This is a genomic window from Moorena producens 3L, assembly GCF_000211815.1.
GTDB lineage: Bacteria > Cyanobacteriota > Cyanobacteriia > Cyanobacteriales > Coleofasciculaceae > Moorena > Moorena producens.
The window spans coordinates 564,295-585,591 of record NZ_GL890840.1; the positions used below are offsets into that span (position 1 = coordinate 564,295).

Below are 21,297 nucleotides of genomic sequence, written 5' to 3' on the forward strand. Positions count from 1 at the left end.
GGTACATCTAAACTTTATTCCCTACTCCCGTCTTGATGCAGTCGCTCATGGGGGAAACCCCCAAGACCGCGCTGCATCGCTACTCCCTACTCCCTATTCCCCTTAACGATGAGCAACGCCAAGTATTGGAAACCAGCTTACCAACTGTTTAACCCAGAGCAACCCCTGACGACACCAGAGGAAATCAGAGACTTTTATATCCAGCGAGAGGATAGTCCAGTAGAAAATTTAATCCCTATTCTGGAAATGGAAGACCAGCCAGTTAAGTTTTTATTAGCTGGTCATCGGGGCAGTGGAAAAACAACGGAATTGCGACGAATTGAACAGGAGCTAGCAGAAAATTATGCTGTAATCTGGGTTGATACGGCAACAGCTCTCGACCGGTATAATATTGGTTATGCTGAGGTGGTGGTGTTGATTGGAATGGAAGTTTGTCGCCAAGCTATTAAACCAGACTGGTGGTCAAATCGGGATCAGCGCTTACTGGATGATTTGGAAAATAGCCTGACAACTGTAATTTATCAAGATAAAGAAACAGATACTGAACAGTTAGAGTTACCAGAGGTTTTAAAAAAATTGGGGTTAATTCTCAAACGGGGATTAACTCGGGAAATGAGCAAAACCCTTAACATTCGCCCTGCTGTTAGTGACATCATTGCTCGCGTCAACGATATTATTAAAGCTGCTGAAAAAGACCGCAAGCAAAAATTATTAGTAATTGTAGATGGTCTCGATCGCCATGATTATATTACTGCTCTGGAAATGTTTGCTAGTCCGCTCCTGACAGAATTAGAGTGTCATATCATCTACACCATTCCAATTTCTTTACGATATTCCCCTAGCTTTCGCCAACCGATGGAAAGCTTTCAATGTTTGGATTTGTATAATTTGCCTGTATTCCAGTGCGATTGGCCTACGGCCACGCTACGCGAACGCAATTCTGGTCCCACCTCAACCCCTAACCAAGTTGGTCGAGATATCTTGAAGTCTGTGATTACCAAACGATTAGCTAAAATTAACGAGACAGACCTATTCACTCCCGATGCCTTAGATCTATTATCTGAGAAGAGTGGTGGTGTGATCCGGGATTTAATCCGACTAGCGCGGGGGGCTTGTCAGGTCGCCCTGAAGAAACGAAAGGAATATGTAGACACAACCATTGCTAAGGAGGCAATTCAAGAAGAACGCAAAGCCTATACTATCAACGACTATCATTTTCCGGAATTGGCTACTGTTCACGAAACTGGTCGCTTAACTACCAATACCCATCATTTGCCCAAGCAAGGCAACATTGTGATTTGTGATGAACTTTTACAAAATAAGTATGTCTTAGGGTATTACGGTGACCATACCTGGTTTGATGTGCATCCGATTATTATCGAAGACTTGGAACAGTGGCAAGCTAGTCAGAATTCAGCTGTTAGCTCTTAGGTTTTAGGTAAGCATTCAGCATTCAGCATTCAGCATTCAGCATTCAGCATTCAGCATTCAGCATTCAGCTATCAGGGGCTTGTGGCCAACCTACTTGAGGTAATTTTGGCGTTGCTGATTCTGGGTATGGTTTTGCCCCCCTAGGGTGTGTTTTCAAAGTTTTCCGCAAGATATTAGATCCCCCCCAGCCCCCCTTATTAAGGGGGGAGCCATACTCAAAGTCCCCCTTTTTTAAGGGAAACGGGGGTACTCGGAGTTTGAAGACACGCCCTAGCCCCCCAATTTTGGGGGGAACAAGACTTTCAAAGTCCCTTCCGGTGCGCTTTCCAATGGGCGAGTAAATCGCCCTTGGGTCGCACCGCAAAATTGGGGGATTTAGGGGGCTTGACTAAAACCAGATGTCCGCGCATTCATTCCTTGATTCAGCAACGCCGTAATTTTGAATAAAATAAGCTGTTCGCTTAGCTTGAGCCTTGCCCTATGGCCACGGGACAGGAATGGCTGACAGCTGACTGCTGACGGCTGAATGCTTACGTAGCGTGAGCTAAAAGCGGACGGCTGACGGTCTAGGCTTTGGGTTTTGTTAGAATTAAACAGCCCTGCTTAAAAAGGGGGGAAGGGCATGGGTAATCGGGAATGGAAGCAATGACACAGACACTCTCAAAACCAAAAGACCAACGGCTGATTCACTCTGGGATGAATTGGCAACAATTCAAATTACTGGAACAGAGCTTTGTTGATTCACCAGGAATACGGTTATTCTACTACAGAGGAGAAGTAGAAATCTTGGCAGTTTCTCAAGACCACGAAACCTTTAGCCGCTTGATCGGGATTCTGTTAGCTATCTACTTTGAAGAAAAGGGAATTGAGTTCACCCCTACAGGAAGCTTTACCCAAGAAAAACCAGGGGTAGCCTCAGCACAAGCGGATGAGTCTTATTGTATCGGAAAGCCAAAGAAAATTCCAGACTTATCTATCGAAGTAGTTTTTACCAGTGGTAATCTCTCCAAACTCAATCGCTATCGGGAGTTGGGTGTACCTGAAGTCTGGTTCTGGGAAGATGGTCTATTTACCTTACATCATCTCAGAGCAGACGGTTACGAACGAATTTATACCTCAGAGGTGTTACCAGACCTAGATATGGAGTTGTTAACTAGGTCTGTAGTAATGGCGTCTACAGTTGAGGCAATGAGGTTTTTCAGAAAGGCAATTTCTGAGTAGTCGCGATGGTAATGGGTAATAGGGAATTTAGAATTTAGAATTTAGAATTGATAGGGTTTCTTGCATCTATTATGAGGTACTCTTCTCAACCTCATAAATCCAATAAATTAACGATTTTTGTGAATACTAATCCTCGCTCCCACACTCCCCATCTCCCCATCTCCCCATCTCCCCACTCTCACTCAAGATTCACCCATGGAAACAGCCCCTGACCCATTGACGCCTGCTGACCATAATGAGCTGGATAGCTTAGTCACGACTCTAGCACTATCTAGTGGCACCACCATTATTTTTGCTATTGCTCCCGAAAGTGGTCCCAACCATCCGGTGGTGCAGCAGTTTACATCTGTTGTTAATCAAGAAGCCTTTAGTGAGGAAGAGTTTCAGGTTCGCAACTTTTTCTACAGTCAGGATTCTTTAATTAATTTTCTATACCGTCTCAATCCCGTTGATCAAGAGACCTCTGTCAACACTCCTGCTCCCAGTCGTCCTCTGATCATGGCCTTCGGGATTGATCAGTTGGAGATACCTCGTCGCATCAAAGAGCTAAAACGACTGAATGTCGGTAGAGAATCCCTGTTTGAGCGAGACATGGTATTGATGTTTTGGCTCAATAAACCACAATTTTTGGATGAGTTTCGCCTCCGGGCTCCGGATTTCTGGGATTGGCGGGAGCAGATTGTGGAATTTCAAACCCATCCCCCCCTGGCACAGTTATTTTATCCCTATCTGGATTGGTTAATTGCCCAGAATTCTTATCTCAAGTTTAGTGGCGTGATGCAGGTGCAGCGCCAAGTCGATATTTTTCTGGATCAGGTTTATATTTCCCTCAAGGCTGAACGTCAGAAGCTGGTGGTTGATAGCTCCGATGCTAGGCATTTATCTAAAGCTAATTTATCTAGCCCTTCGATTAGGTTTGATGAGTTTGAAGCAATACCCCAGGATATCGATATCTCTAGCAGTACTAAAACTATTCCGGAAAAGGTTGATTTAGCGAAAGCTATACAGGATAGTCAGTATAGCGTGATTTTGGGAGACCCTGGTGCTGGGAAAACTACCCTGCTGAAATATCTAGCGCTCCATTTTGCCACCGCTCAACGGGATGACCAGAAAACGGTATTGGCAGGGGAGGCTAACGAGAATTTGGGGCAAACTCGCTTACCGGTGTTCTTTCGGATTGCTGATTATGCGGAACGGTTGGCAACCGAATCCGACTTGAGCTTGCAACAGTTTCTTAGGGAATTCTCTGAGCAGTGGCAAGGTGAATTTACAAATCAGACTGGTAACGAACTGAGCAATAGCCCCCTAAATCCCCCAATTCTGGGGGACTTTGAGACAGGAGTTAGCAATAGCCCCCTAAATCCCCCAATTCTGGGGGACTTTGATACCATTTCCCCGCAAAATTGGGGGGTTAGGGCGTGTTTTCAAAGTTTTCCGCAAGATGATGATCCCCCCCAGCCCCCCTTAATAAGGGGGGAGCAATACTCAAAGTCCCCCGAGCGAGGGATTGCTCGCTCGGGGGATTTAGGGGGATCTCCGAGTTTGAAGACACGCCCTAGGGGGGCAAAACCAAGTCAACTTGGTAGATCCGATAATACTACAAGCATTTTTGAGCATTTGCATCACAAACTCCATAGTGGGATGTGTCTAGTGCTGTTGGATGGCTTGGATGAGGTGTTTAATCAGGAAATACGTCAACAGATAGTTAACCAAATTGAAGAGTTTGTTACCAAATTCCCGAAGAACAAGTTTGTGATTACTAGCCGGATTGCTGGCTATCGGGAAGTTAAATTAAGCCAACGGTTTTCCCATTTCACCATTACTGAGATGGAACCGGAACAGGTGGATCGTTTTCTGGACCGATGGTGTCTAGCGGTAGAGAAAGCTCAAAGGCCGGATGCCAGTCAGCACTATTGGCAGCAGGAAGCCGATCATCAAAGTGGGGAACTTAAGGAAGCGATCAGAGCCAGTGAGGGAGTCAAGCGTATGACCGGGAATCCCTTATTGTTAACAATTTTGGCATTAATTCACCGCAATGGCTCTCGCTTGCCCAATCAACGGGTAAAACTGTATGAATTAGCCGTCCAGACCTTGACGGAAGATTGGCAATTGAGCAAAAAATTGCCTGGTGTTGAGACCGTAGTGCTCAAAGAAAGTCAGGTGATGGCACTGTTGGCTCCCTTGGCTTACTGGATGCATGAACACAAACCTTCGGGATTAGTTAGTGAAGCAGAGGTTAGGGAAAAACTAGCCCAAATCCATGGGGAGTTGAATGATGAAGACCCGGATTCCGAGAGCGTGCAGTGGCAAATTAATGATTTTTTGCTGAGGGTCAGGGAAACAACCGGTTTGTTTGTGGAACGTGCCCCTGGTAGTTATGGGTTTATGCATCTGACCTTTGAAGAATATTTTGCCGCTCGGTATATTGCAGATAATGATGTTAGTGAGATTCTCGATATTATTAATCCCCATCGATATGAAGCCCGTTGGCATGAACCAATTTTGTTAGCCTTAGGGTATTTGGGGAGTGAGAATCCCAGACGGATTAATAAGTTAGTTCCAAAGTTGTTTAAACCCTTAGATCAGTATCAGCCTAGGATTGATCATGGGGAAATTAAGATTAGAAAAACCTCATCAAAGGATGTGGTTTTAGTGTGGCCAGTTTTAGGGGAAGATTCAACGGTTTCATATCAGGAGTCACCATCGGTATTGCAGGATTTACTGTTTGCCAGTCGGGTTTTGGCTGATGTTGATGTCAACAGCAAGATTCGAGCCAGGGTGATTCAGCAGTTAGTCTCGACTTACTTGGGGTTAGATGAAGACTTTGAACATGAAACGATTAAGGAATTATTGACCAGGCTACGGGAGATTGAAAGATTTAATCAAAAGGATGAAGTGATTAAGTTTCTCCAGGAAGCCGCTAATACTATAAAGCTAAGTGAAGAGCAATGGGTAAAAACTCAGTTAGCAAGTTTATACATAGCTTGTGGTCAAGCCAGAGAAACCTTAGTTAGTAGTGTAAATGAATTTGTTCAACAGCTAGTTAACCAAGCAGAGCTTATGCTATGCGATGATCTGATCAATTTGGTGGCAGAAGTAGGGGAAGAGATGACCCCAGCTCTCGAAGCAACCAGACAACATCCGATTCGGGTTCAGGCAAGTCAACAAGCCATAGAGTTTGTAACAGCACTGTCTTACCTCCGCCCGAATAACTATGATCAGGCTATTGAGATTTTAGATGAGATTAATCAACAGCCAAATAGTCCGATAAAGGGTTACATTGCTTGGGCAATAGCTACTTGTTACTACAAAAAGGAAGAATATGAAAAAGCGATCGGATTCTACCAAGACACCGTTGATATCAATCAGCAGTTGGGTAACCAAAAGAATGTAGCAAAATTATGGTCTTGGCTAGCTAATTGTTATCGACTATCCGGGAACTATCAGCAAGCGGTGGATTGTCAACTCAAAGATTTAGCCATCCGTCAGCAGCTTGATGACCAATCACGTATAGCATTAGCCTACTGGAAGCTCGGTAGAATCTATCAAGATTGGGGTAAGTATGATCAAGCGATACCATACTATGAACAAGGCCGTGACCTTTATCAGCAGTTGGATAAACAAAAAGATGTCGCCAATTTGTGGTATTGGCTAGGTGATTGTTATCGACTATCCAGTGAATATCAGCAAGCGGTGGATTGTCAACTCAAAACCTTAGCCATCCGTCAACAGCTTGATCACCAATCAGATGTAGCATTAGCCTACTATCAACTAGGTAGAATCTATCAAGATTGGGGTAAGTATGACCAAACAATTATATACTACCAAAAAAGTCGTGACCTTTATCAGCAGTTGGATCAACAGAAAGATGTTGCCGATTCCTGGTATTGGCTAGCTTCTTGTTATCGAGAATTGGGCAACTATCAACAAGCAGTCGATTGTCAACTCAAAACCTTAGCTATCCGTCAGCAGCTTGATCACCAACCGAAGATAGCATCAGCCTACTATCAACTAGGTAGAATCTATCAAGATTGGGGTAAGTATTCCGATGCGATCAAATCCTACCAACAAAGCCGTGAGCTTTATCAGCAGTTAGATTTACAAAAAGATGTCGCCAATCAGTGGTATTGGCTAGGTAATTGTTATCAAGAATCGGGTAACTATCAGGAAGCTGTCGATTGTCAACTCAAAACCTTAGCCATCCGTCAACAGCTTGATGACCAACCGAGGATAGCATTAGCCTACAATCAGCTCGGTAGAATCTATCAAGGTTGGGGTAAATATGACCAAGCGATCGCATCCCACCAACAAAGTCGTGAACTCTATGACCAGTTGGATAAACAGAAAGATGTTGCCGATTCCTGGTATTGGCTAGCTATTTGTTATCGAAACTGGGGCAAATATCAGCAAGCTGTCGATTGTCAACTCAAAGACTTAGCCATCCGTCAACAGCTTGATGACCAACCAAGAATAGCAAATGCCTACTATCAACTTGGTAGAATCTATCGAGATTGGGGTAAGTATGAAGATGCGATCGCATACTACCAACAAAGCCGTGAGCTTTATCAGCAGTTGGATTTACAAAAAGATGTCGCCCATTCGTGGTATTGGCTAGCTGTTTGTTATCGACTATCCAGTAAATATCAGCAAGCGCTGGATTGTGAAATCAAAAATTTAGCCATCTGTCAGCAGCTTGATGACCAACAGTGGATAGCATTAGCCTACGGTCACCGAGGTACAATCTATAAAGATTGGGGTAAGTATTCCGAAGCGATCACATACTACCAACAAAGCCGTGACCTATATCAGCAGTTGGGTAAAGAAGAAATAGTAGCAACGTTGTGGTCTGGGCTAGTTGATTGTTATCGAGACTGGGGTAAATATCAGCAAGCTCTCGATTGTCAACTCAAAACCTTAGCTATCCGTCAGCAGCTTGATGACCAACCTAGGATAGCATTAGCCTACTGGAGCCTAGGTAGAATCTATCAAAATTGGGGTAAGTACGACCAAGCTATACGATACCACCAACAAAGCCGTGACCTTTATCAGCAGTTGGATAAACAGAAAGATGTCGCGGATTCATGGTATTGGCTAGCTGATTGTTATCGAAACTGGGGCAAATATCAGCAAGCTGTTGACTATCAGCTCAAAACCTTAGCCATCCGTCAACAGCTTGATGACCAACCTAGAATAGCATTAGCCTACTATCAACTAGGTAGAATCTATGAATCTTGGGGTCAGTATGAAAATGCGATCGCATCTTACCAACAAAGTCGTGAACTCTATGACCAGTTAGATTTACAGAAGAATGTTGCCAATCAGTGGCGTTGGCTAGGTGATTGTTATCAAGAATTAGGTGATTACTCCAAAGCCATTGACTATTACCAGCAAAGCCTAAATCTCCATCAACAACTGGGTCAAAATGAATATATTGCTAATCGGTATCGAAAAATTGGTAACAGCCAACGGCTGCTAGCCAGAAATACTCCAGACACAACCGAAGCCCTCCACTTACTCAACCAAGGGGAGCAAAGTATTGGTCAAGCCATCGAAATTAGTCAAGCCAACGACTACAAAGCCAACCTAGCCTACAACTATACCGCTCTTGGCTTACTCTATTCCGAACGCTTGCGCCGATTACCCTCCAACCATCCTACTTTACCGGAACAGATTGAGCAATTTGAAAACAACTACACCATGGGCTTAACCTTACTTTCAGAACTTGGAGAAATTGTCGATAGGGCGGAAGAAATTCTAGATATCTCCCGGGCTTACCTAGAGGTGAATGTCTTAGAAAACCTTGACCGAGCGGAAGCGTTAGCCATGGAATCTCTACAAATATTCCTAGACTACAACCGTCGGAAACTAGAAGCCTCTGCTCGCCAGCTATTAGGGGAAATTTACTTGCGTCGTGTTGAGGGTAATCAAGGGAATACTAAAGCAAGGGCTTACCAATTTTTTACGGAAAGTTTAGAACTCTACCGGAGTCTAGATATTCAGGGGAAAGTGATAGAATTGGAGCAACAATTAAAGGGAATCGGGAATCGGGAATCGGGAATCGGGAATCGGGAATCGGGAATCGGGAATCGGGAATCGGGAATCGGGAGTAGTGATAATCTTTGACTATTTCAGTACTAAAATTGATTGTTATCACTGCCGTTATTAAGTTTTTTTGTACTGGTGCAAGATATAGCGCTACGCGCAAGTCCGCAAGTCAGAAGTCAGAAATCCGAAGTAAGCTATGATTAAGTTTCGGAGTTTAGGAATTGTCTTACATCTATAGCGTTTCTCGTATCTATGAGGTAGACATGATTTTTTCCCTGCTCCCTGCTCCCTACCTTACAAGGGTAGGTTTTTTACAAAGGGGCGAGTAGGTACTTTCATATAATATAAACTTCTACCCATATGTATAAAAATACACAATCATTTCCGGGATAATTTTTCCCATTTCCCGCTTCTGACGACTTCCAACTCCCGATTCCCGATTCCCGATTCCCGATTCCCGATTCCCGATTCCTGACCCAAATGTAAAAAACCTACTCCCTACTCCCTAACTATGAAGAGAGTTGCAGTATTTGGCAATGCTGGCGCTGGCAAATCGACCCTCAGCAAACGTTTAGCGGAAATAACTGGATTACCCCTGGTACCCCTCGATCTCATGCAATATAGACCGGGCGGTGATCAGGTGCCCCATGCCGAGTTTAAAGCCGCCCATGATCACCTCTTGCAACAGGAGCAATGGATCGTTGATGGATTTGGCTCACTCGATACCGTGTGGCAACGGCTAGATGTAGCCGATACCCTGGTCTATCTCGATATGGCTGTGCTGCGACATTACTGGTGGGTCACAAAGCGATTTGCTAAAAGTCTTTGGGTGCCACCGGAAGGCTGGCCTGAAAATAGTCCCCTACTAAAAGGCACACTGAATTCCTATAACACGGTCTGGTTGTGTCATAAAAAGCTAACGCCTAAGTACCGGACTTATGTGGAAGCGGCTAAAGCAACAAAGCAGGTTTACCATTTGCGATCGCCCCAAGAGGTAAAGCATTTTTTGGAAACTATGGTGACAGAATTTGGAGGGTAAGCCGGTCCACATCAGCAATGGAATACACCACTATCAAAGACATAGAAATTCATGAAAGCAATTGTTTTAACAAAATATGGTTCATCAGATGTGCTTGAGCTTCAAGAGGTAGAAAAACCAAAGCCGAAGGAGGGTGAAGTCTTAGTCAAAATTCAGGCCACAGCGATCAATGACTGGGACTGGTGCCTGATGCGAGGCACACCATTTTATATCCGTTTGCTCTGTGGTCTGTTTAAGCCAAACATCCCAATTCCTGGTGCTGAAATCGCCGGACGAGTTGAAGCGATCGCCCCCAATGTCACGCAGTTTAAACCTGGTGATGCGGTCTATGGAGATATTTCTGAATGTGGGTTTGGTGGATTTGCCGAGTATGTCTGTGTGCCTGAAACGGCTTTAGCCTTGAAGCCTGACCCCATGACATTTGTTGAAGCCACAGCACTTCCCCATGCCGCAATGCTAGCAGTACAAGGTTTGGTTGATCAAGGACAGATCCAGCCCGGACAAAAAGTATTGATCAACGGTGCAGGTGGTGGTGTTGGTACGTTGGCTGTGCAGATCGCCAAATCCATTGGCGTGACTGACGTGACTGGAGTGGATAGCTCTGATAAATTCGACATGATGCACTCAGTCGGATTTGGGCAAACGATCGATTACACCCAGGAAGACTTTACACAGGGCAAGGAACGGTACGACTTGATACTAGATACCAAGACAAATCGCTCGATATTCAATTATCTACGTGTACTGAATCCCCAGGGAACCTATGTAACGGTTGGGGGGGACACCGCTTGTCTTTTTCAGGTATTACTCTTGCAGGCAATCATTCGTATATTTAGCAATAAGAGAGTCTGTCTGGTTACTCTCAAACCAAACAAGGATTTGGATTACATCAATAAGCTTTTCAAAGCTGGCGATGTCAAGCCCGTGCTAGATGGCCCTTACACATTAAGTGAAGTGCCTGAAATGATCCAGTATTTCGGTATAGGCAAACATCAGGGCAAAGTGGTTATCGCTCTAGAGTAAGAGGTAAAATTGAAATAGCCACTAAAGATGAGCAGGAAATGGAGTCATGATTTATGAAGTTATCCTCAGTAGAGAAAACGATAAATATATCGCCCGTGCCAAAGAATGGCCCGAAGTCATGGTTGTAGAAAATAGCCGTGATGCTGCCATCAATCAGCTTAAAGCCCAACTACTTGACTATCTAACTAATCAGGTTGAAGTAGTTGAAGTTGACATTCCCCTACTAGGGAAGACAGGAAATCCTTGGCTGGATAAATTTGGATGGTTTAAGGATGACCCGACCTTTGACGATCTACAGGCTGAAATTGCTGCCTATCGGCAAGAAATCGATCAAGAGATATTGATTTTACCAATTCTATCCCCTGATTGTCTATAATATAGTTGCCCATTGTTATCGTTGTTCGGAATGTGACCATGACGACTTTAGTAAAAAATCAAAAAATATACGATGAATTTATTAATTTTATTGCTCAAGGAACTAGCCCAGAAAGTGTGACTAATTTTAAATATTCGGAAGCTACAAAGGAACAGATAGACGATTTAGTGGAACGAGCAAAATTAGGAGATTTATCCCCATCTGAAAAAAACGAACTTGAACAGTTTTTAGTGGTCGAACATCTAATTAGATTGACGAAAGCTAGAGCTCATCAATACCTTAAATCTGTCTTTTAGTAGTGAAACGATTAGTCAGTCCCTAACTCTTATGATGGAGCATTTCCCTCAAGTCATTCCTCCTAAGATTACCGATATTGAGGCTAGACAAGTTTTTTTAAGGTTACTTGTTGAGCGAATGCAACAAAACCCTATTCCTTCTGATTCTCCTAAGTTTACACGAGATATGTTCCATGAACATAGTTAAAAGCTTAAATAATTTCTACACATCTTCAATTCTCCCTTATCTGCAATACCCGACTAGCATTAAGAATCGCCAACAGAGCCACTCCCATATCGGCAAATACAGCTTCCCAGAGAGTTGCTACCCCCATCGCACCCAGAGCAATAAAGATGACTTTCACTCCCAAAGCAATAATAATATTTTGCCAAACAATACCTAGGGTTCGGCGGGCGATCGCGATCGCTTCTGCTACTTTAGAGGGAGCATCAGTCATAATTACCACGTCGGCGGTTTCGATAGCAGCATCTGAGCCTAATCCCCCCATAGCTATGCCCACATCAGCACGAGCAATTACTGGTGCGTCGTTGATGCCATCTCCCACAAATGCGGTTTTATGGTTAGTTTGGTTTACTGCTGTGAGGATCTTCTCTAAAGCATTCACCTTATCCTCTGGTAAAAGTTCGGCTTGAAAATCATCTATCCCTAGGGTTCGAGCGATAGTATTAGCTATGGTTTGACTGTCTCCTGTCAGCATCACAGTTTTAATCTGCTGTTGGTGCAGTGCTTGGATAGCATTGATAGCATCTTCTTTGAGTTCATCGGCAATTAAGATACGCCCACTGTATTCACCATCCACCGCTAAGTGAGCTACCGTACCATCAGCCACACAAACATCATGGGAAATCCCCTCTCGATGGAGTAAGCGATCGTTTCCTGCGATCACAACTTTTCCATCAATTTGGGCGCAAATACCCTGTCCCGCAATTTCTTGATAATTTTCAACCTTAGAACTATCAATCGGTTTGCCATGAGCTTGTCGAATCGATTGGGCGACGGGATGATTTGACCCAGATTCTACATGAGCAGCTAATTCTAGTAGTTGCTCTTGACTCAAACCATTGTGGGTAATAATATCGGTGACTCGAAAGTTTCCTTTAGTAAGGGTGCCAGTTTTATCAAAGACGACGGTTTTCACCTGAGTTAGGGCATCTAAAAAGGTAGAACCTTTAATCAAAATACCGCGCTTGGCTGCTCCTCCAATACCGCCAAAATAGCCCAAAGGAATACTAATGACTAATCCACAGGGACAGGAAATCACCAATAGCACCAAGGCTCGATAAGTCCAGGTACTGGCGCTTGCTCCGGAAATCAGCAAAGGTGGTAACAGGGCAATTGCTAGGGAAAGAAACACCACAACGGGTGTATAGTAGCGGGCAAAGCGAGTAATAAACTTTTCCGTGTCGGCTTTTTTGCTTCTGGCGTTTTCCACCAAGTCCAAAATTCTGGCAATGGAAGACTCGTCAAAGGGCTTAGTAACGCGAATGGTTAGCCCTCCAGACTGGTTAATCATCCCTGCTAACACCAGATCTCCTGTTAGAACAGTACGGGGGACTGATTCTCCTGTGAGGGCAGAAGTATCCAGTTGGGAACTTCCTTCAATAATCTCACCGTCTAGGGGAACTTTCTCCCCAGGGCGTACCCGAATCATTTCTCCAACAGCAACTTGATCAGGGGAAACGGTTTTTATCTCGCCGTTAACTAGCAGATTAGCAGTATCGGGACGCACTTCCAGCAAGGCTCGAATCGAACGACGCGATCGCCCCACCGCAGACCCCTGTACCAATTCTCCCACCTGGTAAAACAACATCACCCCCACTGCTTCCGGTAGTTCGTGAATAGCGATCGCGCCTATGGTAGCAATGGTCATCAGAAAGTTTTCGTCAAAAATCCGACCCCCCAGGATATTTCGCCCCGCAGTGGTTAGCACTCCCCAACCACAGAGTAAGTAAGCAGGAATCAAGATGGCATATTCAGCTATGCCAAAAGGAGTCTGATGTAAACTATCTTGAAAAATCAGTCCGATTAACAAAAGGGGAGTAGCGATCGCGACCGCTCTTAACTCGCGCCACAAGTTAAATTCATTCTTTCCTTGACTGTTCCCGCAGCAGTCATCATGGGTTGTCACCTCCTGTCTTTGACTGTTCCCGCAGCAGTCATCATGAGTTGTCACCTCCTGTCCTTGACTGTTCCCGCAGCAGTGATCATGGGTTGTCACCTCCTGTCCTTGACTGTTGCCGCAGCAGTGATCATGGGTTGTCACCTCCTGTCCTTGACTGTTGCCGCAGCAGTGATCATGGGTTGTCACCTCAGCAACGGCTTCAATGCAATGCCCAGACTTGCAGCAGTCTTGATGATGATGGTGTTCTGCCATAGCAATATCTAACTGTGAACATCTCCTGAATATCTGAAAGACTATTCAGACGAAAGATAATTCAAATTATATAGTAAGTAGCTGTGCAAAATAAATTATTGACAGTATTTTTCATTACTATGAGGTACCAATTATTTTTTATCTGTTCGCATATACAAGGCTTAATAGTCCCTAAAACCCGGAAATATGTACCTCACAAGGCGTAGAATTGCTATATTACTTCTTCCCCTATCTGTGCTCAATAATCAACCTTGATCAAGGTGTTGAGCTACCTCTCGATAAAAAGTCACAATATGTTCATCGGCAAGGCTGTAGTAAACGTTGCGACCTTGACGGCGATATTTGACTAGCTTTTGCGATCGCAATACTCGTAGCTGATGAGATACTGCCGATTCCCCCATTTTTACTATCGCTGCTAAGTCGCAGACACAAAGCTCTTGCTGTGCGAGGGCTGAAAGCAACTTTAGCCGATGGGGGTCGGAAAGAACGCTAAAAAACTCTGCCATCTGTTGCGCTTTTTCCGTTGCTAGAACCTTACTCTGCACCTGCCACACATTATCTAGATGAACTAGGGACTCATCACAGCTTGGAGCATCAGAAGAGTAGACAGTTGGTTTATTTAAGGAACTAGAATCAGCCATGATGAATTATATTTACTATGTAATCTCTAGATCTATGATACTATAGCGTTTCCCGCAGTTATGAGGTACAGTTTTCTTTTACATTGATTCCCTGTCTGGTGCGCTCTTACCATTAAGAATTAAATTCGCTCAAGGTGCGACCCGAACGCGCACCTTGAGGCAAAGCCGACGCGGGGCGCGTTCGGGTCGCACCTCTTGATGCAGCGCATCGCTATTCCCAATTCCCGATTACCTACTCCCAATTACCGATTCTAAATTCTAAATTCTAAATTCTAAATTCTAAATTCTAAATTCTAAATTCTAAATTCTAAATTCTAAATTCTAAATTCTAAATTCTAAATTCTAAATTCCCTACTCCCTTAAAAAAAAATAGCCGCAGAAATACTATCCACGGCTAGGAAATTGACCATTAGTGATTCCGTTTTCAACCCTATCAGGACCTGCTCCCATGGGAGCAGACTCGATGATTTTGCCAGGGGGCAAAGCCCCCCAGAAAGTTAATCCGTTAACCCAAAGTTATGTACTTCGTCATCATCGTAATAAATTCCCCAGGAATGCCCGTCGGTTGCAAAGGACTCCACTCAGAAATCTCCGCATAACGCAGTGCATAGAGGCTATGCATCGTGTTGATGATAGCCTTGCGGGAGCCCTTCAGAATGTGCTTAACAGGGTATTTTTTTGGAGAGGATTCCTGAGGATTATTACTAGGAGTTATATCCTCAGGGTTATTTTCGGGATTTGGGCGAAATTCGGAATCCATCTTGGTCACCTTTTGCTTGTTGTTAACAATATAATCATAAAGATTATAAAATATCTTGTCAAGGGTTTTTATGATTTTTTTTGGGGAAAGGTATTTTAAATAAAATGTACGGTAACGGAATGGAATCTGATTTTTTTAGGAGTAGTAAAAAAAGGGAGCAGGGAACAGGGACTAGGGAGCAGTGATGAGTAGGAATAAAAATTATTGTACTTTATAAATAGAATAAATTTGTTTCGGTGGACTAATACAGCTAAAATGGTGCTTGAGTAAAATCCCTTAATTCATTGTAAATTAAGGCTTTTTTCAAAAATCTATCCTACTACTTTAGCTGTGCTATGCCACTACAAGAGCGATCGCACTCATGACAGGGAGCTTCTACTAACAGACCCACGGTTTTATGAATTAATGGCTATTGGTACATCCCACCAAACTGGCGATCGCACTCGACTCGTGTTATAATAACTTTTATTAGACATATCCAAGAATCTGTAATCCAGTCGCAGCAATCACAAGGAGTGGGTCAAAGACTCATTTAAAACTGAGCCATAGGAACGATTTAATGAGGTTTTGGAGTCTCAAAATCTAAATCTGGATTAAAAATATAACTCATTACAATGTCAATTACTTGATCACATTGTGCCGATTTTATTAATTCTAAAATTAGATAACCAATGTCTTGATGCAGTCGCTCATGGTTTGGGTTCTGTGTGCGGAACCTGCATCAAGACGGGAGCAGGGAGCTTCGGAGCAGGGAGCAGGGAAGAGGGAAAAAATAATGTGTACCTCATAGCTACGATAAACGCTATATTGTCGTTTTTTGACCAACAATTTTTCTTATACTTGTTTTGTTTATTTAGGATTTACTTGAATATATTTACAAGTGTAATTTGTCATCTTTACCGTTTATCCATAGAGCATTTTTTGATTATACTTTATTTTTAGGATTTTTAGGATATAGCAATCCTAAATAGGTTGTGGTAATTTTCCAAAACGTGATCATTGTTATACCTGGGTTTCAATCCGATCACTTGTCACCAATCATTTAGGGTTGCTATATTATCGGGATATCTAGTTTAACAAATCAGTTTACCCTAGGAGAAAAGCATGGCTGATAATCTAACCGGCATCGGATATCTTGGCTGTACCTACGACATCTACGGTTACTATGCCCGGGCTAACTCCGTCAATACCAGCAAGCGACTGTTTTCTTTGCCTGACGCAGATACAGAAATCACGGTCCACGATGATCAATATTCTTACCCCAAGGATGCCATAGGCACTCCTGTCTTATTATACGAAACTGATCAGAAAACCTCCTCTTACGAAAGTACTGAAGATCTATACACCAAGATGTCAGTTTCTGCCAACTTGTCCGGTTCCTATGGTCTGTTTAGCTCCGAAGTTTCGGCTAAATACTCACAGTCATACACCAGTAGCAGCTACTTCTATCACGTTGAAAAATCGGGCTATGTCAACTCCTACAAGTTGACCCTGGATCTCGATTATGCGCTGAAAAATCTTGATGAGGACTTCAAGGATGACCTCTACAACATGGACGCCGAGGAGTTAGTGGCAAAATACGGCACTCACTTTCTCTACGAGGCTGTTTTCGGCGGTCGCTGGTCTTATAGTCAAAGCGTCTCAAAATTCAGTTATAGCAGCTCCCAGGAAGCCGAAGTGGAAGTAGAGGCAAACTATGGCGATTACTCGGGATCAATTTCCACTTCTAACCAGACCGACCAGTCGCAATCGAACAATCAATCTAATGGCGAGTTTTGGTGCATCGGTGGCACTCCCGACACTTTGGTGGATGGCTTTGATGATTGGGCTGCATCGGTTCCTGGTAATTTCGTCCTCGTGGACTTTACCTCTGACTCCCTGAAGAAGATTTCGGAGTTAGTGGAGAATGATGACGCTCGGAAAGAGGAAATCGACGCCGCCATCCAAGCTGTTCTTGATGCAGGTACGAACCCTAGTACTAGTGAGCTCACTACCAGTTCTCAAACAGACCAGTGGATCGCAGGCGACAATAAAGATATGGAGGTAGACTCAGGAGCCAAGGATGGCTACGCAGTAGTTGGCTTTGGAGGTCTGATTAAGGACAAGAAGTTCAATCTTACTGCCGTGTGCTACCTTAATCTGTCTACAGCCCAACGTCAGTGGGAGGTGTTTGGAGACGAAACTACCTTTAACCAGACCGATTACGAAACCCTAGGGGAAGTCCCAGACGGCTGTGTACTGACAGGCATTGGGTTGAAGGGAGACGGCAGCAAGTTCACCAAAATGGTGCTTCACTACCAAGAACTCACCCCTGCTAGCTCCACGAACAACTATCTCGTCACCAACCTACAGTCAATTGCTTTTAAGGGTACAAAGGAAGTAAGTTCTCCTGATAGTAGCTACGAGATTGAGTTTAATCCCGGTGATAATAATGATATGGTGATTACGGGCATTGCCGTGGGGTACCGTGGCAAAAAGGAAAAGGTCAATTACCTCAAACTCTATCGCAATACTATAGTGGAAAACAACTAGTAATTTTACCTCCCATTACTTTGACCAGACCGTAGCTAAATCACTAGACTTCGCGGCAGTTATCGGGAACAGGGAACAGCATAGTTTACTATAGCGGTTTTTAGCTTAATGAGGTACACAGGATTTTTGCCCTGTTCCCTCTTCTCTTTTATCTGTTCCCGATTCCCGATTCCCGATTCCCGATTCCCGATTCCCTGCTCCCTGCTCCCTATTCCCTAAAATCAGAAACTCTGTACCTCACCAAATTAAAAATCGCTAGATCACATCAATCCTAAGCTCTAATGTTGTTATCTACAGTGCAGGGAATTCTACTACTTTTCACAGTAGGATTGAACCTGCACATTTTATCTTTATATCTAAAATTACAGCAGCAAGTGCATCTGTTGTCTGAGCAACTCCGGCTGCAGCAGCAGTTATAGCAGAAGTCAGAAGTCAAACTCTTGCGCTTACTTAGGTTTGAGACTTTTGTCATGTCCTAACTGCCCTGGCGACTGCTATAATGGATCGGGCATTTACTGAAATTCACAACAATTCTCTGCAACAGTTGGCATTCCTGATCAGAGAATTGCAGATTCGTGAAATGTCCCAACAGGAATTAATCGAGTATCTGCGTCAGGTGTATCAGGATATCCAGACTAGTGTTGAAAATCTCAAGGAATAATACCGAGTTGCATTCAAAGAGAGTAGATTGCTTGGATAGGGAGATAGGGAGATGGGGAGATAGGGAGATAGGGAGATTGGCGGAAGAGAAAGTTGTACGTTTGACCGCAACTTGGAATAAGATTAATTTGTTTTTAGTTAATAATTTTGATATCTAAACTATAGATAAGCTGATGTGCCTTTAAATTGGTTATTCTCCGTTATCTGTTCCCTGTTCCCAATTCCCGATTCCCGATTCCCGATTCCCGATTCCCGATTCCCGATTCCCTACTCCCTACTCCCTATTCCCTATTGCCCCATCAATCAATTCCTCAATACCATTAACCGGAATAATCGGAGTCTTGAGCTGATCAGCCACTTCTGCCACAGTCATATCATCCAGAAACCGGGTATCACCATGCTTAAGCATCAACCCAGGTAACAGAATCATTTCTCCTAAATCTTTTCCTGTTAATCCCTTCAGTAAATCCTGTCCAGTCAGCAAGCCAGTAACCGTTATCTCCTGACCCCAGTAATCACTTGATAACGCAACCATTTTAATCTCCAATCCAGCCACAGCATTGAACCGCTCTACCACAGGTTCAAAGGCTTTTTCCACCGCATTACCCACCACCCAAGTCCCCCGCCGGGGGATTTCTAGACCCTTAGGCAACCGTTGAGTAGCAACAGTTTGGAATTCTTTCAAGAATAGACGAATCGAACCGACACCATTCCCAATTTGAGGGTAGTCTCCGTAATCGGATTCTGGAGGTAACTCTTCTCTAGCAATCAAAAACCACTCATCTGCCAACCAAGCAAAGGTAGACCCCAACTGGTGCTTAAATTTCTCCTGAAGCCTTTGAACTTGAGCAATCACTTCCCTCGCTTTCTCCCCAGTAACGCTAATCAGTTCATCCTCCTGGGGTCGAAATCGAGTCAATCCCACCGGTACTACTGCCGTTGAAGCCACTGCGGGCAGATCACCAGTATAGAATTGCGCTAAATCTAACAGAGTACGTTCTAAGTGAATGCCATCATTAATCCCAGGACATACCACTACCTGGGCATGAATTTGTAGCCGTCGCTCCTGAAACCACCTTAACTGCTCTAAAATTTGCCCAGCCCGAGGATTTTTCAGTAACCGTATGCGCACATCCGGTTCAGTAGCATGAACCGAAACATAAAGAGGAGATAGACGCATCCGTTCGATTCGATCCCACTCGGTTTGAGTCAGATTGGTCAGGGTTAGGTAAGACCCATACAGGAAACTAAGCCGATAGTCATCATCTTTAAAATAAAGGCTTTGGCGCTTACCTGGTGGTTGTTGGTCAATGAAGCAAAATGGGCAACGATTATTGCACTGAATCAAACCATCAAATAACGCTGTCTCGAATTCCAGCCCTAAATCGTCATCATAGTCTTTCTCAATTTCGATCACATGAGTCTTACCCGCCCCATCCAGCACTTCCAGTTCTAAAATTTCATCCGCACACAGGAATTGATAATCAATCAAATCACGGGGATGGCTACCATTGATCGCAACAATAGAATCCCCTGGTTCAAATCCAATCTCAGCGGCAATGGAGTTGGGAAGAACCTTAGTGATTAATACTGGACGAATCGAGCTTTGACTCATTGATAGCAGTTTTCAATTGGGTGAGGCACAAAGTCCTAGGTTTTAGGGAGCAGGGAGCAGGGAGTAGGGAGCAGGCAAGAGGCAAGAGGCAATAGGCAACAGACAACAGGCAAGAGGCAAGAGGCAAGAGTGAAAAAATTCTATCTACCTAATAGTTATGAAAAACGTTGTATTATATAGCGTTTATAGGATTTATGAGGTATGCTTCTCAACCTCAAAGTCCCCCTTGATAAGGGGGATTTAGGGGGATCCCTTTGTACCTCATGGCATAGAGAATTGCTATATCCAAAATATATATCCAAATCTACCATAGTTGAAGGGATAATTCTCCCCATCTCCCCATCTCCCCATCTCCCTATCTTCCCACACTTCCGACACTTGCGGACGCTAACTATTTTGTAACAGCCCAGTTATGATACCACCTAAAATTACTAACCCAAACAATAACCGATACCAGACAAATATCCAGACACCTTTTTTCTTGAGATAGTTAATCATCCATGCGATCGCTACGTAGGAAAATACTGCTGATGAAATCACCCCTACAATCAGTGACATTGCGCCAGCATCCCCGATGCCATCTTTGAGCAAACCAACTAACTCCACTAAACCAGCTAAGGTAATGGCGGGGATGCCCAACAAAAAGGAAAACCGTGCTGCGGTTGCTGGTTCCAAACCCATGAATAAACCAGCAGTGAGAGTTGAGCCAGACCGGGAGACACCAGGCATTAAAGCCAACGCCTGAGCCAAGCCCATCCCGATCCCATCTTTAAGACCTAAATCCTCAAAGTTACGCTTACGCTTACCCACCACTTCAGAAACACCCATCAACAAACCCATCACAATCGAGACATAGGCGATTGACATGGTACTCCGTATCGGGGAATTGTCATAATCAGGGATAAAGATTTTAATCAGCAGTCCAAAGAACACAATAGGTAGGGTTCCCAACGCAATTCCCAGGGCCATCTGGAAGTCTTGGGATTGGTAATCGGATTTACGGATAGCTGTGAATGCGCCAGTAGTGACTTTAGTTAAGTCTGCCCAGAAGTACCACACCACTGCCGCAATGGAGCCTAGTTGAATCACAGCCGTAAACGCAACCCCTGGATCACCCCAGCCTAAGGCCACAGGTACCACTTTTAAATGAGCGGTACTACTGATGGGCAGGAATTCCGTAAACCCCTGTACAAAACCCAGCACCACCGCCTGAAAAATAGTCATGTGAGGCGTAGTAATTGTGGCAGTGGTACTGGTTGAGGATAAGACATCTGGGGCAGGAG

At 44.0% G+C, this 21,297-nt stretch carries 16 protein-coding genes; 11 read left to right on the top strand and 5 right to left on the bottom strand.

What is annotated here, in order from left to right; genetic code table 11:
• Positions 1 to 108: 108 nt before the first annotated feature.
• From LYNGBM3L_RS08735 to LYNGBM3L_RS08765, 7 genes are all read left to right on the top strand, one after another.
• Positions 109 to 1,431, top strand: a complete 1,323-nt coding sequence (locus LYNGBM3L_RS08735) for a P-loop NTPase fold protein (RefSeq protein WP_008181478.1) — start codon at positions 109 to 111, stop codon at positions 1,429 to 1,431.
• Positions 1,432 to 2,076: 645 nt separating this feature from the next.
• Positions 2,077 to 2,652: a Uma2 family endonuclease gene (locus LYNGBM3L_RS08740; protein ID WP_044492501.1), complete on the top strand. Its 576-nt coding sequence runs from the start codon at positions 2,077 to 2,079 to the stop codon at positions 2,650 to 2,652.
• 195 nt (positions 2,653 to 2,847) lie between these two features.
• Positions 2,848 to 8,775, top strand: a complete 5,928-nt coding sequence (locus LYNGBM3L_RS08745; protein WP_008181483.1) for a tetratricopeptide repeat protein — start codon at positions 2,848 to 2,850, stop codon at positions 8,773 to 8,775.
• A gap of 433 nt (positions 8,776 to 9,208) precedes the next feature.
• On the top strand, positions 9,209 to 9,736 hold the full coding sequence (locus tag LYNGBM3L_RS08750) for a P-loop NTPase family protein (protein ID WP_008181484.1): 528 nt from the start codon (positions 9,209 to 9,211) through the stop codon (positions 9,734 to 9,736).
• A gap of 51 nt (positions 9,737 to 9,787) precedes the next feature.
• Positions 9,788 to 10,759: an NAD(P)-dependent alcohol dehydrogenase gene (locus LYNGBM3L_RS08755; protein ID WP_008181485.1), complete on the top strand. Its 972-nt coding sequence runs from the start codon at positions 9,788 to 9,790 to the stop codon at positions 10,757 to 10,759.
• A gap of 46 nt (positions 10,760 to 10,805) precedes the next feature.
• Complete coding sequence (locus LYNGBM3L_RS33785) at positions 10,806 to 11,135, top strand: hypothetical protein (protein WP_008181486.1); 330 nt, start codon at positions 10,806 to 10,808, stop codon at positions 11,133 to 11,135.
• A 38-nt stretch (positions 11,136 to 11,173) separates the two neighbouring features.
• The gene (locus LYNGBM3L_RS08765; protein WP_008181487.1) at positions 11,174 to 11,431 is read left to right on the top strand and encodes a hypothetical protein; all 258 of its coding nucleotides are present in this window, start codon (positions 11,174 to 11,176) and stop codon (positions 11,429 to 11,431) included.
• A gap of 212 nt (positions 11,432 to 11,643) precedes the next feature.
• Here LYNGBM3L_RS08765 and LYNGBM3L_RS08770 read toward each other — a convergent pair whose 3' ends face one another.
• From LYNGBM3L_RS08770 to LYNGBM3L_RS36150, 3 genes are all read right to left on the bottom strand, one after another.
• Positions 11,644 to 13,806, bottom strand: coding sequence for a heavy metal translocating P-type ATPase (locus LYNGBM3L_RS08770; RefSeq protein WP_008181488.1), 2,163 nt, complete (start codon positions 13,804 to 13,806; stop codon positions 11,644 to 11,646).
• A 245-nt stretch (positions 13,807 to 14,051) separates the two neighbouring features.
• On the bottom strand, positions 14,052 to 14,447 hold the full coding sequence (locus LYNGBM3L_RS08775; RefSeq protein ID WP_008181489.1) for an ArsR/SmtB family transcription factor: 396 nt from the start codon (positions 14,445 to 14,447) through the stop codon (positions 14,052 to 14,054).
• 505 nt (positions 14,448 to 14,952) lie between these two features.
• Complete coding sequence (locus tag LYNGBM3L_RS36150) at positions 14,953 to 15,207, bottom strand: hypothetical protein (protein WP_071986830.1); 255 nt, start codon at positions 15,205 to 15,207, stop codon at positions 14,953 to 14,955.
• A gap of 330 nt (positions 15,208 to 15,537) precedes the next feature.
• Here LYNGBM3L_RS36150 and LYNGBM3L_RS48485 point away from each other — a divergent pair, with 330 nt between their 5' ends.
• The 4 genes from LYNGBM3L_RS48485 (at position 15,538) to LYNGBM3L_RS43070 (ending at position 18,723) form a co-directional block, all read left to right on the top strand.
• Positions 15,538 to 15,666 (top strand): hypothetical protein, encoded by a 129-nt coding sequence (locus LYNGBM3L_RS48485; protein WP_267872000.1) that lies wholly within the window; start codon positions 15,538 to 15,540, stop codon positions 15,664 to 15,666.
• A gap of 645 nt (positions 15,667 to 16,311) precedes the next feature.
• The gene (locus LYNGBM3L_RS08785; protein WP_008181491.1) at positions 16,312 to 17,739 is read left to right on the top strand and encodes an MAC/perforin domain-containing protein; all 1,428 of its coding nucleotides are present in this window, start codon (positions 16,312 to 16,314) and stop codon (positions 17,737 to 17,739) included.
• Between the two features lie 499 nt (positions 17,740 to 18,238).
• Complete coding sequence (locus LYNGBM3L_RS43065; protein WP_008181495.1) at positions 18,239 to 18,400, top strand: hypothetical protein; 162 nt, start codon at positions 18,239 to 18,241, stop codon at positions 18,398 to 18,400.
• Between the two features lie 185 nt (positions 18,401 to 18,585).
• Complete coding sequence (locus LYNGBM3L_RS43070; protein ID WP_154659715.1) at positions 18,586 to 18,723, top strand: hypothetical protein; 138 nt, start codon at positions 18,586 to 18,588, stop codon at positions 18,721 to 18,723.
• Here LYNGBM3L_RS43070 and LYNGBM3L_RS08790 read toward each other — a convergent pair.
• Both LYNGBM3L_RS08790 and LYNGBM3L_RS08795 read right to left on the bottom strand, forming a co-directional pair.
• The gene (locus LYNGBM3L_RS08790) at positions 18,674 to 20,014 is read right to left on the bottom strand and encodes a TIGR03279 family radical SAM protein (RefSeq protein WP_008181497.1); all 1,341 of its coding nucleotides are present in this window, start codon (positions 20,012 to 20,014) and stop codon (positions 18,674 to 18,676) included. The two genes, LYNGBM3L_RS43070 and LYNGBM3L_RS08790, sit on opposite strands and share 50 nt — an antisense overlap.
• 387 nt (positions 20,015 to 20,401) lie before the next feature.
• Positions 20,402 to 21,297, bottom strand: an 896-nt coding sequence (locus LYNGBM3L_RS08795) for an undecaprenyl-diphosphate phosphatase (protein ID WP_044492424.1), incomplete at its 5' end; no start/stop codon positions are given.

Coding starts and splice junctions, on each gene's coding strand:
- LYNGBM3L_RS08790 (WP_008181497.1), bottom strand. CDS start 20,014: ATGAGTCAAAGCTCGATTCGTCCAGTATTAATCACTAAGGTTCTTCCC.
- LYNGBM3L_RS43065 (WP_008181495.1), top strand. CDS start 18,239: ATGGATCGGGCATTTACTGAAATTCACAACAATTCTCTGCAACAGTTG.
- LYNGBM3L_RS08775 (WP_008181489.1), bottom strand. CDS start 14,447: ATGGCTGATTCTAGTTCCTTAAATAAACCAACTGTCTACTCTTCTGAT.
- LYNGBM3L_RS08765 (WP_008181487.1), top strand. CDS start 11,174: ATGACGACTTTAGTAAAAAATCAAAAAATATACGATGAATTTATTAAT.
- LYNGBM3L_RS08770 (WP_008181488.1), bottom strand. CDS start 13,806: ATGGCAGAACACCATCATCATCAAGACTGCTGCAAGTCTGGGCATTGC.
- LYNGBM3L_RS08755 (WP_008181485.1), top strand. CDS start 9,788: ATGAAAGCAATTGTTTTAACAAAATATGGTTCATCAGATGTGCTTGAG.
- LYNGBM3L_RS08785 (WP_008181491.1), top strand. CDS start 16,312: ATGGCTGATAATCTAACCGGCATCGGATATCTTGGCTGTACCTACGAC.
- LYNGBM3L_RS36150 (WP_071986830.1), bottom strand. CDS start 15,207: ATGGATTCCGAATTTCGCCCAAATCCCGAAAATAACCCTGAGGATATA.
- LYNGBM3L_RS08740 (WP_044492501.1), top strand. CDS start 2,077: ATGACACAGACACTCTCAAAACCAAAAGACCAACGGCTGATTCACTCT.
- LYNGBM3L_RS33785 (WP_008181486.1), top strand. CDS start 10,806: ATGATTTATGAAGTTATCCTCAGTAGAGAAAACGATAAATATATCGCC.
- LYNGBM3L_RS08745 (WP_008181483.1), top strand. CDS start 2,848: ATGGAAACAGCCCCTGACCCATTGACGCCTGCTGACCATAATGAGCTG.
- LYNGBM3L_RS08750 (WP_008181484.1), top strand. CDS start 9,209: ATGAAGAGAGTTGCAGTATTTGGCAATGCTGGCGCTGGCAAATCGACC.
- LYNGBM3L_RS08735 (WP_008181478.1), top strand. CDS start 109: ATGAGCAACGCCAAGTATTGGAAACCAGCTTACCAACTGTTTAACCCA.